We start from the raw sequence: 14,413 nt of genomic DNA on the forward strand, positions 1-14,413 counted from the left end.
CATGGCAAAGGGCGGGACCACCGGCAAGGACACGGGCAAGAGCGCCAAGGCGCCGCCGAAGCCCAGAAAAGCCCCTGCCGCAGCCGCCAAGAAGCCCGCCGCCGCGCCAAAGCCCCCTCCTCCACCGCCTCAGCCCGAGCCCAAGACCGAATCGGTCGCCGCCGGTTTCTCGGCAGGTCCCGACATCGCCTCGCTGCTGACCGAAGAGCAGCGCCGGATGATGGAGACCCTGTCGGCCAACCTGGCCCGCGCGGCGGTCACCGCCCAGGGCGCGATCGCCGAGGCCGCCCTGCGCCAGGCCGACCGGCCCGCGGCCCTGTCGCCCGACCCGTTCCACGTCGGCCCGGCCCTCAACGAGGTGATCGGCAGCCTGGCGGCCCAGCCCGACCGGCTGCTGCGCGCCCAGGCCGACCTCTTCAACGGCTACATGGAGCTGTGGCAGTCGGCCGCCCGCCGCGCCGTCGGCGAGGAGACCAAGCCCGTCGTCGCCCCGGCCCACGGCGACAAGCGCTTTTCCGATCCCGACTGGGTGACCAATCCCGTCTTCGACATGATGAAGCAGTCCTACCTGCTGACGTCGAACTGGCTGAACGGCCTGGTGGCCCAGGCCGAGACGGTCGATCCGCAGTCCAAGCGCCGGGTCGAGTTCTTCACCAAGATGCTGACCGACGCCTTCTCGCCGTCGAACTTCCTGATCTCCAACCCCGCGGCCCTGCGCGAGGTGATGCAGACGGGCGGCGAGAGCCTCAAGCGCGGCATGGAGAACTTCGCCGCCGACCTGGAGCGCGGCGGCGGGCAACTGGCCATCAGCCAGACGGACCTGGCCAAGTTCAAGGTCGGCGAGAACGTCGCCACCGCGCCGGGCAAGGTGGTCTACCAGAACGACATCCTGCAGCTGTTGCAGTTCGATCCGACCACGGAGCAGCAGTACGAGATCCCGCTGCTGATCTTCCCGCCCTGGATCAACAAGTTCTACATTCTCGACCTGCGCCCCGAGAACTCGATGATCCGCTGGCTGACCGGCCAGGGCTTCACGGTGTTCGTGGCCTCGTGGGTCAATCCCGACAGCCAGCTCGCCGCCAAGACTTTCGAGGACTACATGCTGGAGGGCATCTACGACGCCAGCCAGCAGGTGATGACCCAGTGCGGCGTCGATCGGGTCAACACCGTCGGCTACTGCATCGGCGGCACGCTGCTGTCCTGCGGCCTGGCCCACATGGCCGCGCGCGGCGACAAGCGGATCAATTCGGCCACCTTCTTCGCCGCCCAACAGGACTTCGCCGAGGCCGGCGACCTCTTGCTGTTCACCGACGAGGCCTGGCTGAAGGAGATCGAGCAGCGGATGGACCAGGAAGGCGGCTTCCTGCCCAGCCAATCGATGGCCGACACCTTCAACGCCCTGCGCGGCAACGACCTGATCTGGTCGTTCTTCATCAACAACTACCTGATGGGCAAGGAGCCGCGCCCGTTCGACCTGCTGTTCTGGAACGCCGACCAGACGCGGATGCCCAAATCGCTGCACCTGTTCTACCTGCGCAATTTCTACAAGGACAACAACCTGACCCACGGCCGCCTGAGCCTGGGCGGGGAGCAGCTGGACCTGTCGAAGGTCAAGACGCCGATCTACGTGCAGTCGTCGAAGGACGACCACATCGCCCCCTATCGCAGCGTCTATCGCGGCGCGCGGGCCTTCGGCGGGCCGGTGACCTTCACCATGGCCGGCTCGGGCCACATCGCCGGCGTGATCAACCACCCGGACGCCAAGAAATACCAGCACTGGACCAACGAGCACCTGCCCGGCTCGGTCGAGGGCTGGCTGTCGGGCGCGGTGGAGCACCCCGGCTCGTGGTGGCCGCACTGGGCGGGCTGGCTGAAGGCCAAGTCCGGCAAGCTGATCCCGGCGCGGGATCCGAGCAAGGGCCCGCTGAAGGCGTTCGAGGAGGCCCCGGGCAGCTTCGTGCGGGTGCGCTCGAACGCGGCGGCCTGATACCCCCTCTCCCCTTGCGGGAGAGGGTGGCCTCCGAAGGAGGTCGGGTGAGGGGTCGAAAGACCTGTCCGCCGCGACGGGCGGTCAGGCCGGGCGCGGTGTCAGACTTCTGAGAGACTCCTCATCCGTCGGCTTCGCCGCCACCTTCTCCCGCAAGGGGAGAAGGAACATCTTGAAGACCCACGTTCGCCCAAAACTCGCCCCGATCACGGCGGAGCTTGCCGCCATGCTCGAGTTCGATCGTCGCACAGCGCTGGGCCTGCTGGCCGCCGCCCCCTGGCTGGGCGCGGCGAGCCGTGGCGACGGCCTGCGACTGGCCAAGGCGGCCCGGGCGCAGGTGGGCGTGACCACCGACTATGATCCCAGCTACCGGGCGATCGGCTATCCGCACGGCGACGTGCTGCGCACCACCGGGGTCTGCGCCGACGTGCTGGTGCGGGCCGCCCGCGACGCCTGGAACGTGGATCTTCAGGAGCGCGTGCACGCCGACATGACGCGGGCCTTCTCGGCCTATCCCGCCCGCCGCGCCTGGGGCCAGAAGAGCGCCGACGCCAATATCGATCACCGGCGCGTGCTGAACCTGGAAACCTATCTCGACCGCCAGGGCGCTCGCGTGCAGGCCAGCCGGGCCGCGCGGTCCGGTGACGACTTCGACCAGCCCGAGCCCGGCGACATCGTCAGCTGGCGCCTGTTCGGCAACGGCCGCCCGCACATCGGCGTCGTGGTCGAGGGCCCCGACAAGCCCCGCGTGGTGCACAACATCGGCGCCGGCGCGCGGGACGAGCCGCTGTGGATGCTGAAGCTGCACAAGCCGGTGGGACACTATCGCTGGCGGGTGTGATTGCTTCCCTCTCTCTTTGAGAGAGGGCGGGGCCCGCCGCGAAGCGGTGGGAGGGTGAGAGGTAACAAACTTTCCGAACGAAGCGCGGGTGGGGTCGTCGGTTGAGGGGGCAAGAGGTCTTCCGGCCAACGGTGAAACCTCTCACCCTCCCACGCCTTGCGGCGCGGGCCCCTCCCTCTCTCCAAGAGAGAGGGATCAGGACGGCAGCACCCGCTGGAGATAGGCGATTAACCGGTCCCGCTCAGTTCCCACCGCCGCCACGTAGCCATCCGGCCGAATCAGCACTTGATCCCCACCGGCCAGACCGTAGGCGCGGCCCAGAGTGTCGTCCGGATCGGCGAAGGCGCCGCCCTCCCCGACCGTGACGATCCGCAGCCCCTCGCGCGCATCGATGGGAGCAGCGCCACGCGCGACCAGCGTCCAGTGCGGGCCGCGCATCAGCTCGAACAATCGCACTGGCGCGCCGGCCGCATCGCGCAGCAGGGCATCGGGCGCGCGATCGCCGGCCAGCAGGCCTTCCTGGCGTCCGGGCGTCTCCAGGGACAGGGACGAGGCCTCGTAGCCCAGGTCCAGCTGGTGCACTTCGCGCCCGCGCCGCATGTCGCCCTGGCGGGCCTTTTCCAGTAGGCCGGTCGCCAGGCCCAGCATGCCGGCCGCGATCGGGCGGCGCTCTTCCTCGTAGGTGTCGAGCAGGCTCTCGGGCGCGCCGGCCAGCACGGCAGCCAGCTTCCAGCCCAGATTGTAGGCGTCCTGCACGCTGGTGTTCAGGCCCTGGCCGCCGGTGGGCGGATGGATATGGGCGGCGTCGCCGATCAGGAACACGCGCCCATCGCGGTAGCGGTCGGCCAGCCGAGCGTTCATCGCGTAGGCCGAGGCCCAGGAGACGCCCCGCACGCGCAGTTCGGTTCCCGGCGTGCGCGCCTCGATGAAGGCCTGCAGGCCGGCCGCCGATAGATCCACTTCGCTTTCCGAAGGGATCGGGGCCTGAAGCTGGAACAAGTCCGTGCCAACCAGCGGGCACAGGGCGTACTGCCGGGCCATGTCGCCCTCGTTGAAGCGATGCCAGGCGTCGCACGACAGCCCTTCAAGCACCACGTCGGCGACAATGGCGCGCACGCCCAGGGTCTTGCCCGGAAAGTCGATCGCCAGCGCCTTGCGCACGAAGGAGCGGCCGCCGTCGCCGCCCACCAGGTAGCGGCAGGCGATCGTCTCGGGTCCGGACGGCCCCTGGACCTGGGCCACGACCCGGTCGGCGGCCTGGTCGAAGACCGTCAATTCGCGGCCGTACTCGACCGTCCCGCCCAGCTCCGCCAGCCGCTCGCGCAGCACCGCCTCGGTGGCGAACTGCGGGACCATCAAGGGGGTGCGGTAAGGCTCCTGGGCCGTGGGCGCGGCCACGACCATCTCCTGCACCTCGTCGCAGCCGCCGTCGGCGCGATGAATGCGCTGCGGCGGATAGGGTCCGCCGACCGCCGCCAGCGCCTCCAGGACGCCGAGGTCCTCGAACACTTCCAGCGTGCGCGGCTGGATCCCCTTGCCGCGCGAACCGGCGAAGGGCGCGGCAAGCTTGTCGATCAGGCGGAACGACACGCCGCGGCGGGCCAGGTCGATGGCGAGGGTCAGGCCGGCGGCGCCCGCGCCGCAGATCAGGACGTCGATGGGGCTGTGGTCTTCCATGTCGGCCTCATTATGTGCATGATGCACATATTCGTTCGAGGTCGCCGCATGTCAACAAACAATGTGCAAAATGCACATATCTTGAAGTCCCTGCCCTCGCTGCACCGGTCGATGATGGATCTGGTCGGGGCGATGAACGAGCCCGAGCGGGACGCGGCCATGCTGGAGGCAGCCGGCCTTTCCCTGGAACGGGCGCTGTTTCCGCTGCTGGTCTCGATCGAGCGGCTGGGGCCGATCGGCGTGGTGGAGCTGGCCGGCCGGGTCGGGCGCGACCACTCCACCGTCAGCCGGCAGGTGGCGCGGCTGGAGGAGCTGGACCTCGTCAAGCGGCAGGCCGGCGCGGCCGACCGCCGGGTGCGCGAGGCGGTGATCACGCCTCAGGGCAAGATCGCCACCGACGCCGTGGACGCGGCCCGGGCGCACATGGCCCTAGTGCTGTTCAAGGACTGGAGCGCCGAGGACGTCGATCACCTGGTGCGGCTGATGCGCAAGCTGGCCGACGGGATCAACGCCGATCCCGCCACGCTGATCGGTGGGTCGCCTCCCTAACCCGCTCCGGCGACCACCTTCGCCTCGTCGGCCCGGCCGACGACCTGGCGCAGGATGTGGGACAGCTCTTCCACCGAATAGGGCTTGTGCAGTAGCGGAAAGCCGTGGCGGGCGTCGGTGGCCAGCACGTGGCTGTAGCCGCTGGTCAGGATCACCGGCAGCCCGGGCCAACGCCGCGCCACTTGGCGCGCCAGCTCGACCCCGCCCAGGCCCGGCATGACCACGTCGCTGAACACCACGTCGAAGTCGCCGCCGCTTTCCAGGCGTTCGAGGGCCTCGACGCCGTTGGCCGCCCATTCCGTGTGGTAGCCGAGATCGCGCAGCAGTTGGGTGGCGAACTCGCCGATGGCGGCGTTGTCCTCGACCACCAGCACGCGCCCCTCGTGGCGGCCACGCGGCGGTGGCGACACGCGGCGGGGGGGCGTGACCACCTCACGGGTGCGCGGCAGATACACGGTGAAGGTCGAGCCCCGGCCACGGCGGCTGTCGACCGCCACGTCGCCGCCCGACTGCTTGGCGAAGCCATAGACCTGGCTGAGGCCGAGACCCGTGCCGCGCCCGACCTCCTTGGTGGTGAAGAACGGCTCGAAAATCTTGGAGAGCTCGTCCACCGCTATACCCGAGCCCTCGTCGATCACCGCCACCGTGACGAAGTCGCCGTGGCTGGCGGCGTGGCCGCGGATGGCCGGGATGGTCTCCCTGGCGTCGATGCGGACAGTGAGCGCTCCCTCGCCTTCCATGGCGTCGCGGGCGTTGACCGCCAGGTTGATCAGGGCGGTCTCAAACTGGTTGACGTCGGCCTCGACGACGCACTCCTCGCAGTCGACCACGATCTCGAGCCGCATGCGCGCGCCGAGCACCGAGCGCAGCATGTCGCCCAGGGCCTCGACCTTGGCGGCGACGTTGAAGCGCTCGGGCTTGAGGGCCTGGCGGCGCGAGAACGACAGCAACTGACTGGTCAGCTTGGCCGCTCGGTCGGCGGTGTCGGAGATGGCGTCGACATAGCGCCGGCGGCGGTCGGGCGGCAGGTCGCGGCTGCGCAGCAGGTCGGCCGACGAGCGGATGACGGTCAGCAGGTTGTTGAAGTCGTGGGCGACGCCGCCGGTCAGCTGGCCGATGGCCTCCATCTTCTGGGCCTGACGCAGGGCTTCCTCGGCCTGATTCAGCTGGCGGGCCTGCTGTTTCTCGTCGGTGACGTCGCGGCCATAGCCGTAGATCAGCCCGTCCTCGAAGGCGGTGTTCCACGAGATCCAGCGCCAGTCGCCGTCCTTGGTGCGGTAGCGGTTCTCGAAGCCGGTGACCTGGGCGCCGTCCATGATGCTGCCGTGGGCGGCGTAGGTGACGTCCAGCTCCTCGGGCATGACGAAGGCGGCCATCGGCCGGCCGACCACCTCCTCGACCGCGTGGCCGAGGATGCGGGTCCAGGCGGGACTGACCGAGCGGAAGACGCCCTGGCCGTCGACCACCACCATCAGGTCGCGGGCGTTGGTCCAGATGCGGTCGGAGCGGCGGCGCTCGGTCTCGACGCTGAGCGCCTGGGCGAAGGCGCCGGCGGCGCGGTCGGCGACCAGATTGGCCAGATCATGCAGGCCAGGATCGCCGCGGCGATGCGGGTTGAGACCCAGCACCAGGGTGGCGACCGGCTCGCCGTGCGGACCGGGAATTGGCAGGATCAGGGCGCGGGTCGGCGGGACGGCCCAGGCGCCGGTCGGATAGGCGACGCCTGCATCCAGGGGATAGTCCTGGACGCCGTCGGCCTCGCGCTCCAGCGGCCAGCGCACGCGCAGCAGGTCGCGCGCCTCGTCGGTGGCCGCGCAGCCGACCAGCCCGCCCAGCGGGTCGCGCACATAGGCCAGGGCGAAGGGGAAGTCCTCGGTGTTGGCGGCCAGGGCGTCGCAGATCCCCTGCAGCACCGTCTCCTGGGTCACCGCCCCGATCAGGCACTCGCCCAGTCGCCGCACGGTGTCGAGCCGCCGCTCGCTGATCACCCGCTCGGTCTCCTCGGTGACGATGCACATGAGGCCGCGGATGGCGTCGCCGTCGCGCAGGGGGCTGTAGGAGAAGGTGTGGTAGGTCTCTTCCGGGTAGCCGCTGCGCTCGAGCAGCAGCAGCAGGGCCTTGTTCCAGGTCGGCTGGCCCTCGACCATCACCGACCGGACCTGGGCCTCGACGTCGGCATAGACCTCGCGCCAGACCTCGCGGAACGGCGTGCCGAGCGCCCCGGGGTGCTTGATCCCGAGCGTGGGGATGTAGGCGTCGTTGTAGAAGAAATGCAGATCCTCGCCCCAGCCGAGCCACATCTCGAAGCGCGAGGTCAGCATCATCGCCAGGGGCGTCGCCAGGCCCGTGGGCCAGGCCTCGGGCGGGCCAAGCGGCGTGGCCGCCCAGTCGGTGTCCCGCATTCGGCGCGCCATCTCGCTGTCGCCGGGGAAGACCCTGGCCAAGGCGGCGTCGCGATCGATGGTCATCCAGCCTCCCCCGCTCGAACTGACGGAGGAACGTTCCGCCGCGCGAAAGGCTCCGCGCGGCGGTCGGGAAGTCGACGAAGCGGCGGCGGCCGCCTAGAGGCCCGCCTTCTCGTCCAGGCCCAGGGCCAGGTTGAGGTTCTGGACGGCGGCGCCCGAGGCGCCCTTGCCCAGGTTGTCGAGCAGGGCCACCAGGCGGGCCTGACCGCTGGTGTCGGAGCCGAAGACGAACAGCTTGATGCGGTTGGTGCCGTTCAGACCCTCGGGGTCGAGGGTGGAGAGGCTCTTGGCCTCGTCCAGAGAGGCGACCTCGACGAAGGCTTCGCCCTTGTAGTGGGCGGCCAGGGCCGCGTGGATGTCGCCCAGCGAGCACGAGCCTTCCAGCAGGCCAAGGTGCAGAGGCAGTTCGACCAGCATGCCTTGCGCGTAGCGACCGACGGCCGGCGTGAAGATCGGGCGGGTCAGCAGGCCGCCGTGCTTCTGGATCTCGGGCACGTGCTTGTGGGTCAGCGACAGGCCGTAGATGCGGTAGGCGACCTTGGTGTAGCTCGGCGAGGTCTCGTCCTCGAACTCGGCGATCATCGCCTTGCCGCCGCCGGTGTAGCCGGAGACGCCGTTGAACGAGACCGGCAGGTCGGACGACAGCAGGCCGGCCGAGACCAGCGGCCGGGTCAGGGCGATGGCGCCGGTGGCGTAGCAGCCCGGATTGGAGATCCGCTTGGCGGCGGCGATCTTCTTGCGCTGTTCCTTGTCGAGCTCGGGAAAGCCGTAGGTCCAGTCGGCGTTGGTGCGGTGGGCGCTGGAGGCGTCGATCACCTTGACCAGCGGGTTCTCGATCAGGCTGACGGCTTCCTTGGCCGCGTCGTCGGGCAGGCACAGGATCACCGCGTCGGCGGCGTTGAGCAGCTCAGCGCGGGCGGCGGCGTCCTTGCGCTTTTCCGGGTCGATCGAGATCAGCTGCAGGTCGGTGCGGCCGATCAGGCGCTCGCGGATCTGCAGGCCGGTGGTGCCGACTTCGCCGTCGATGAAGACTTTCGGGGTGTTCGCCATGATGCCAACTCCTCGGCCTGGGCCGTCTGTCCGGACCAGTCTGGCCGCGCCGTGTGACCGGCGCTTGTATTCGGGCGCCATCGGGCCCGAGAAAAGGACGCAAGAAAAAGGGCGCTTCGGATGACCGAAGCGCCCTCTTCCAAACGCGTGCGAACCGCGCTTAGCGCTTCGAGAACTGGAAGCTGCGGCGGGCCTTGGCCTTGCCGTACTTCTTACGCTCGACGACGCGGCTGTCGCGGGTCAGGAAGCCGTGCGGCTTCAGGACCGGGCGCAGGGCCGGTTCGTAGTAGGTCAGAGCCTTGGACAGGCCGTGACGGATGGCGCCGGCTTGACCCGACAGGCCCGAACCTTCGACGGTGACGTCGACGTCGAACTGGCCGAGACGCTCGGTCACTTGCAGCGGCTGAGCGATCATCATGCGCAGCACGGGGCGAGCGAAGTAGACTTCCTGGTCGCGGCCGTTGACGGTGATCTTGCCGGTGCCCGGCTTGATCCACACGCGCGCGATGGCGTTCTTGCGCTTGCCGGTCGCGTAGGCGCGGCCTTGAGCGTCGATCTTCGGCTCGGCCGGAGCGGCCGCGGCGGGGTTGCTGGACAGGCTGGCCAGCGCGTCAAAACCTTGAGCTTCGGACATGACTTAGGCGCTCCGGGTGTTCTTGACGTTGCGCGCCGCGAAGTCGATGACTTCCGGGTTCTGCGCTTGGTGCGGGTGCTCGGCGTCGGCGTAGACCAGCAGGTGCGTCAGTTGCTTGCGCGCCAGCGGGCTTTCCTTCGGCAGCATGCGCTCGACGGCCTTGTTCAGGACGCGTTCCGGGAAGCGACCTTCCAGGACCTTGCGCGGGGTGGTTTCCTTGATGCCGCCCGGGTGACCGGTGTGGCGGTAGTAAACCTTGTCGTCCAGCTTCTTGCCGGTGAACTTCACCTTGTCGGCGTTGATCACGACGACGAAGTCGCCGCAGTCAACGTGCGGGGTGTAGTCGGGACGGTGCTTGCCGCGAAGACGCATGGCGATGAACGTCGCCAGACGGCCGACAACGGCGTCCTTGGCGTCGACCACGATCCACTTCTTCTCGACCTCGGCGGGCTTCAGGGAAGCCGTGGTCTTTTGCATGGGATTGATCCGTAATTCCTGTGCGTTGGGATCCGGGAACCGGCTCCGTCCGCGTGAGGGGCGGCTGATACCGAAGGGTTCGCCGCCTGTCAACAATGCGCGCGCAGGAAAGTTCGGAAAGCCTTGTGGAGCAAGGGATTGCGCGATGCGGTATCTAAATACCGCATCGCGCTGCATTCCCCTGACCTACTTGGCCTCGTCGAAGCCGAAGGCGTGGCGCATGACCTGGAAGATGTAGCTTTCCTCGACCACGCCGCGGACCAGATAGGCGCCCGGGCCGTCGGCGTAGATGCCGACGTCCTCGCCCGAGTGGGCGGCGCTGGGCAGGTTGGCCAGGGCCTGCTGGTGGTAGTCGACCTCGTCGAGGTCTTCCTTGGCCGGATCGGCGCGCAGCTCATTGCCCTCGGCGCCGCCGGGGCCGGTGGCGAAGCTGAGCACGGTGTAGGCCTTGCCGTCGCCGGCCACGACCGGCTCGCCCTCGTTGCCGGCCAGGCCCAGGATCGGGGCGCTGCGGGCGGCGTAGCCCGAGATCACCAGGCCGTGGCTGTGGTCGGCGGTGACGATGACCAGGGTCTCGTTCAAGTCGACCTTGGCCAGCACGGCCTCGATGGCCTTCGAGAACTCGACGGTCTCGGTGAGCGTGCGCTTGGCGTTGTTGAGGTGGCTGCCCATGTCGATCTTGCCGCCCTCGACGAGCAGGAAGTAGCCCTTGGGGTTCTGGGCCAGCATGTCGACGGCCTTGGTCGCCATCTGCGCCAGGGTCGGCACGCCCTCGCCCAGCACCGGGCGCTCGACCTCGTAGGGCAGGTGCTCGCCGGCGAAGAGACCCAGCACCGGACCGGTCTTGCTCGCGTCGATCGCCGCCAACTGGTCGGCGGTCGTGACATAGGCGCCGCCCTTGGCCTTGGTCCATTCGGCGGTCAGGTCGCGGCCGTCGGCGCGCTTGCCGCCCTTGTCTTCCGGCAGGAAGCGCGAGCGGCCGCCGCCCAGGGCGACGTCAAGACGCAGATTGGCCGGCGCCTCGACCAGCTGGCGGGCGATGTCCTTGCAGCCGCCGCTCAGGGCCTCGGCCGGCATGTCGCCGTCGCCTTCCCAGTCGCGATAGGCGGTGTGGGCGTAGGTCCCGGCGGGGGTGGCGTGGGTGATGCGGGTGGTGGTGACCGCGCCGGCCGACAGGCCGTGGGCCTTGGCCATCTCGGCGATGGTCTCGACGCGGTTGGCGGCCTCGTCGGCGCAGGCCTCGGGCTTGGCGGCCCCGGTCAGGCCGATGACCTTGTTGCGGGTCTTCACGCCGGTGGTGATGGCGGTGATGCCGGCGGCGCTGTCGGTGACCTGGGTGTCGTGGCTGTAGGTCTTGGAGAGCGCCACCCAGGGCAGCTTCTCGAAGGCGAGCGAGTTCGACTCGCCGTCGACGCCGCGCTGCTGGCCCTCGTAGATGCGGCTGGCCACGGCGGTGGAGATGCCCATGCCGTCGCCCAGGAACAGGATGACGTTCTTGGCCTTGCCGGTCTTGGGGTTGACGGTCAGGGCCTTGGCCAAGGCGGCCTCGCCGGCCTTGTAGTAGCTGTCGGCGGCCTGGGCGGGCGTGGTGTCGGCGGCGTAGGCGAAGACCGGAGCGAGGGCCAGGGCGCAGACGCCGGCCAGGAGCGAGGGAACGCGGATCACGAGGGGATCTCCAGCAGGGACATGAGGGTCCTGTGCTGGAGTTTCGTGACAGTTCTTCGAGGGGAGTTCGACAAGGGCGCCCGAACAATCCTCCCGCCCCTTAAAACCGCCTTCCTGGGCCTTGTGCCCAGGATCCATCGTTCAGCCGCTCAGATCTTCGCAGGAAGCCCAAGGTCTGAGCGGAAGCCGGCATGGGCCCTCGCCACAAGGGCGAGGGAGGCGAAGCTTATGGTTCGCGGAGATTTGCGCGAGGCGGCTCAGGGCCGCCGCACGCGCCAGGCGAAGGTGGTGGCCGCGCCCAGCAGCAGGGCCGCGCCGGCCTGGTGCAGGACGCCGAGGCTGAGCGGCACGGCGGCCATCAGGGTCCAGATCCCCAGGCCGGCCTGGACCAGCACCACGCCGAGCACGACATAGGCGACGATCCGGGCCTCGTGCGGCAGGCGGCGGGCGCGGGCCGCGCCGACGGCGAGGGCGATGGCGGCGATGCACACCGCATAGGCCATCAGGCGGTGATGCAGCTGCACCGCGCCCTGGCTGTGGGCCAGCGTGCCCCACAGGCCCTTGCCGGCGTATTCGGTCGGCAGCAGCGAGCCGTTCATCAGCGGCCAGTCGTTGTAGACGAGCCCTGCATCGTTGCCGGCCACCAGGGCGCCCAGCAGGCTCTGGAAGAACACCGCGCCCAGGAAGGCCAGGCCCCAGCCGCGCCACTCGCTGCGCTCCTCGACGCGCGGGGCGCCGTTCCAGGCGTCGAGCGCGGTCCAGATCAGCAGCACGAAGAGAGCGAGCGCCAGGCCCAGGTGCACCATCAGCCGCTCGGGCGCGACCGAGACGCGCTCGGAAAGGCCGCTGGACACCATCCACCAGCCGACCAGCCCCTGCAGGCCGCCCAGGGCCAGCATGGCCCCGCAGCGCAGGATCAGGCGGCGCGGCAGCATGCGGCGCACCAGGAAGAAGGCGAACGGCAAGGCGAAGGCCGCGCCGACGATCCGGCCCAGCAGCCGGTGCGCCCACTCCCACCAGAAGATGCCCTTGTAGGTCTCGACGGTCATGTCGGGGTTCACCAGGTGGTACTGGGGGATCTTCTTGTAGAGCTCGAAATTGGCGCGCCAGGCCTCGTCCGACATCGGCGGCAGCGCACCCATGATCGGCTTCCACTGGGTGATCGAGAGCCCCGAGTCGGTCAGGCGAGTCGCGCCGCCGACCACGACCATGGCGAAGACCAGGGCGGCCACGACGAACAGCCAGATGGCGACGGGCCGGGAACGGTCGGAACGCAGGAAGGAAGTCATGAAGCCGAAAAAACGCCTGTTCTGGGCCTAAATGGGGCGGCAAGACCCCTACTCCCGGCCCCTACTCCTCGCAAGGCGCCGCTGTCCATGCCCAGCCGCCCCTTAAGGAGGTCATGACGCGCCCTGCGTCGCATGGCATGGTGCGCCTGCTGCGGGGGCGCAGCGCGTTCCTGGGGGATGTCGAGATGAGCGGCGTGGGCGTGTTCGTCGCCTTGGTAATCGGCATCCTGGCCGGCTGGATCGCGGACGCCCTGCTGGCGCGCCGCCACAGCCTGTTCATGCAGATGCTGATCGGGGTGATCGGCTCGTTCATCGGCGCCTTCATCGCCCAGCGCCTGCACATGGTGGTCCCGGGCTTCCTGGGCAGCCTGGTCGTCTCCGTCGTGGGCGCGACCCTGTTCCTGGCCGTCCTCGGCCTCTTCCGGAGATCCGCGTGAGCGCTCCCCTCATTCCCGCCCGCCTGCGCAAGCTGATCGGCTCGATCGGCGTCATCGCGATCCTGCTGGGCTGGATCTGGGCCTTCACCAGCCTCTACGACCACCTGCCCCTGAATCGCGCCGTGCACCTGCTCTATTTCGTGGCGCTGGGCATGGGCTGGATCCTGCCGGTCATTCCGCTGATCACCTGGATGGGCAAGGCGGACAAACCGCTGAACGTCGGCGAGCGATAGTCTGGGGTCAGCGCTGATCCGAAAACGAAAAAGGCCGCCCCGAAGGGCGGCCTTTGCGTTTCTTCCGCGGTCTTCTCTCCGGGGAGAGAATGGTCGGAGCGACAGGATTCGAACCTGCGACCCCTTGACCCCCAGTCAAGTGCGCTACCAGGCTGCGCCACGCTCCGACGCGGAAGGAGCGCCCTTATAGGCGCCGCTCCCCGACTCGGCAATCGGAAATCGAGGGCTTTTCGCGAGGTCTCAGGAACGCGTCAAAAGCCCGTCCAGACGGGCCTTGATGCTGGTCAGGTCGTCCAGGGCCTCGACCAGCCGAGCCCGGCGTTCGGGGCTGGGCGCCTGCGAAACGGACGAATCGCCGAACCCGTCGCCGATGGGAGATTCGAGGAAGGCCGCGCCGTTCTGGCCAAGGCCGGCGGCGATCACATGGGTGACGCCCTGCTCGCGGTGCAGCTTCTGGACGCCCTTGATCGTGTAGCCCTCGGCGTGCAGCAGCGCGCGCACGCCGTTGAGCACGGCGATGTCCTGCGGGCGATAGAAGCGGCGCCCGCCGGCCCGTTTCATCGGGCGGATGAAGGAGAACTTGGTCTCCCAGAAACGCAATACGTGCTGGGGGACGCCTAGCTCTTCGGCGGCCTCGGAAATCGTGCGGAAGGCGTTGGGCCCCTTCGCCACCGCATCGAATCCCTTAGTCGCCCAGGGCGCTGTCGATGCGCGCCTTCATGACCTGGGAGGAGCGGAAACCGATGACCCGGCGCGGCTCGATCTCGGCCGGCTCGCCCGTCTTGGGATTGCGCCCCATCCGGGCCCGCTTCTCGCGAACCTGGAAGACGCCGAATCCGGAAAGCTTGACCGTCTCGCCCTTCTCCAGGGCCTCGGCCACCAGGTCGAGAGTACGCTCGACGAGACCTGCGCAGTCCTGACGCGTCAGGCCTACTTCCTCGTGGACCGCCTCGCAGAGGTCAGCCCGGGTCAATGTCGAACCCTTCATAACGCCCCCTTACGCAACACGCGGACGAGAAAGCTGCCCGCGCCTATCGACCAGTCGCCCGACTTGCGGGGCGCACGAAAGCCCCGATCTCGCGCGACATGACCTCGTCAACTCAAGACTG

14 protein-coding genes, 1 tRNA gene and 1 pseudogene are annotated in these 14,413 nt (G+C 69.0%); 5 read left to right on the forward strand and 11 right to left on the reverse strand.

The genetic code is table 11. From position 1 onward, the window contains the following. Window position 1: 1 nt before the first annotated feature. Complete coding sequence (gene phaC, locus AC07NS_RS09945) at window positions 2-1,987, forward strand: class I poly(R)-hydroxyalkanoic acid synthase (protein WP_494602954.1); 1,986 nt, start codon at window positions 2-4, stop codon at window positions 1,985-1,987. A gap of 226 nt (window positions 1,988-2,213) precedes the next feature. Next, on the forward strand, window positions 2,214-2,828 hold the full coding sequence (locus tag AC07NS_RS09950) for a DUF1287 domain-containing protein (RefSeq protein WP_494602955.1): 615 nt from the start codon (window positions 2,214-2,216) through the stop codon (window positions 2,826-2,828). 195 nt (window positions 2,829-3,023) lie between these two features. Here AC07NS_RS09950 and AC07NS_RS09955 read toward each other — a convergent pair whose 3' ends face one another. After that, window positions 3,024-4,505 carry an FAD-dependent oxidoreductase gene (locus AC07NS_RS09955; RefSeq protein WP_494602956.1) on the reverse strand — a complete coding sequence of 494 codons (1,482 nt, stop codon included), beginning with the start codon at window positions 4,503-4,505 and terminating at the stop codon, window positions 3,024-3,026. A gap of 81 nt (window positions 4,506-4,586) precedes the next feature. Here AC07NS_RS09955 and AC07NS_RS09960 point away from each other — a divergent pair, with 81 nt between their 5' ends. After that, window positions 4,587-5,054, forward strand: coding sequence for a MarR family winged helix-turn-helix transcriptional regulator (locus AC07NS_RS09960; protein ID WP_494602957.1), 468 nt, complete (start codon window positions 4,587-4,589; stop codon window positions 5,052-5,054). Here the strand turns inward: AC07NS_RS09960 and AC07NS_RS09965 are convergent. The 7 genes and pseudogenes from AC07NS_RS09965 to AC07NS_RS09995 form a co-directional block, all read right to left on the reverse strand. Next, a complete protein-coding gene (locus AC07NS_RS09965; RefSeq protein ID WP_494603467.1) occupies window positions 5,051-6,130 on the reverse strand; it encodes an ATP-binding protein in 1,080 nt (359 codons plus the stop codon). The two genes, AC07NS_RS09960 and AC07NS_RS09965, sit on opposite strands and share 4 nt — an antisense overlap. Before the next feature lie 99 nt (window positions 6,131-6,229). Further along, window positions 6,230-7,522: pseudogene (locus tag AC07NS_RS09970) on the reverse strand (PAS domain S-box protein); the annotation flags it as partial. A 93-nt stretch (window positions 7,523-7,615) separates the two neighbouring features. Further along, on the reverse strand, window positions 7,616-8,569 hold the full coding sequence (argC, locus tag AC07NS_RS09975) for an N-acetyl-gamma-glutamyl-phosphate reductase (protein WP_494602958.1): 954 nt from the start codon (window positions 8,567-8,569) through the stop codon (window positions 7,616-7,618). A gap of 160 nt (window positions 8,570-8,729) precedes the next feature. Further along, window positions 8,730-9,203: a 30S ribosomal protein S9 gene (gene rpsI / locus AC07NS_RS09980; RefSeq protein WP_494602959.1), complete on the reverse strand. Its 474-nt coding sequence runs from the start codon at window positions 9,201-9,203 to the stop codon at window positions 8,730-8,732. A gap of 3 nt (window positions 9,204-9,206) precedes the next feature. Further along, window positions 9,207-9,680, reverse strand: coding sequence for a 50S ribosomal protein L13 (gene rplM / locus AC07NS_RS09985; protein ID WP_110118255.1), 474 nt, complete (start codon window positions 9,678-9,680; stop codon window positions 9,207-9,209). 186 nt (window positions 9,681-9,866) lie between these two features. Continuing rightward, window positions 9,867-11,345: an alkaline phosphatase gene (locus AC07NS_RS09990; RefSeq protein WP_494602960.1), complete on the reverse strand. Its 1,479-nt coding sequence runs from the start codon at window positions 11,343-11,345 to the stop codon at window positions 9,867-9,869. Between the two features lie 257 nt (window positions 11,346-11,602). Continuing rightward, window positions 11,603-12,634 (reverse strand): COX15/CtaA family protein, encoded by a 1,032-nt coding sequence (locus AC07NS_RS09995; protein WP_494602961.1) that lies wholly within the window; start codon window positions 12,632-12,634, stop codon window positions 11,603-11,605. A 113-nt stretch (window positions 12,635-12,747) separates the two neighbouring features. Between AC07NS_RS09995 and AC07NS_RS10000 the strand changes: the two genes are divergently transcribed. After that, window positions 12,748-13,071 carry a GlsB/YeaQ/YmgE family stress response membrane protein gene (locus AC07NS_RS10000; protein WP_494602962.1) on the forward strand — a complete coding sequence of 108 codons (324 nt, stop codon included), beginning with the start codon at window positions 12,748-12,750 and terminating at the stop codon, window positions 13,069-13,071. Beyond that, entirely contained in the window at window positions 13,062-13,304 is a 243-nt protein-coding gene (locus AC07NS_RS10005) for a DUF2842 domain-containing protein (RefSeq protein WP_487291183.1), read from the forward strand. Before AC07NS_RS10000 ends, AC07NS_RS10005 begins: the two co-directional genes overlap by 10 nt. 90 nt (window positions 13,305-13,394) lie before the next feature. On the opposite strand, the gene AC07NS_RS10010 is transcribed toward AC07NS_RS10005, so the two are convergent. From AC07NS_RS10010 to AC07NS_RS10020, 3 genes are all read right to left on the reverse strand, one after another. After that, window positions 13,395-13,471: transfer RNA gene (locus tag AC07NS_RS10010), tRNA-Pro, on the reverse strand. Window positions 13,472-13,544: 73 nt separating this feature from the next. After that, the gene (locus AC07NS_RS10015; RefSeq protein WP_494602963.1) at window positions 13,545-13,976 is read right to left on the reverse strand and encodes a MerR family transcriptional regulator; all 432 of its coding nucleotides are present in this window, start codon (window positions 13,974-13,976) and stop codon (window positions 13,545-13,547) included. A gap of 13 nt (window positions 13,977-13,989) precedes the next feature. Then, window positions 13,990-14,292, reverse strand: coding sequence for an integration host factor subunit alpha (locus tag AC07NS_RS10020; RefSeq protein ID WP_110118249.1), 303 nt, complete (start codon window positions 14,290-14,292; stop codon window positions 13,990-13,992). Window positions 14,293-14,413: the final 121 nt, after the last annotated feature.

The sequence above is a fragment of the Caulobacter sp. GW821-FHT10A10 genome (assembly GCF_059415745.1).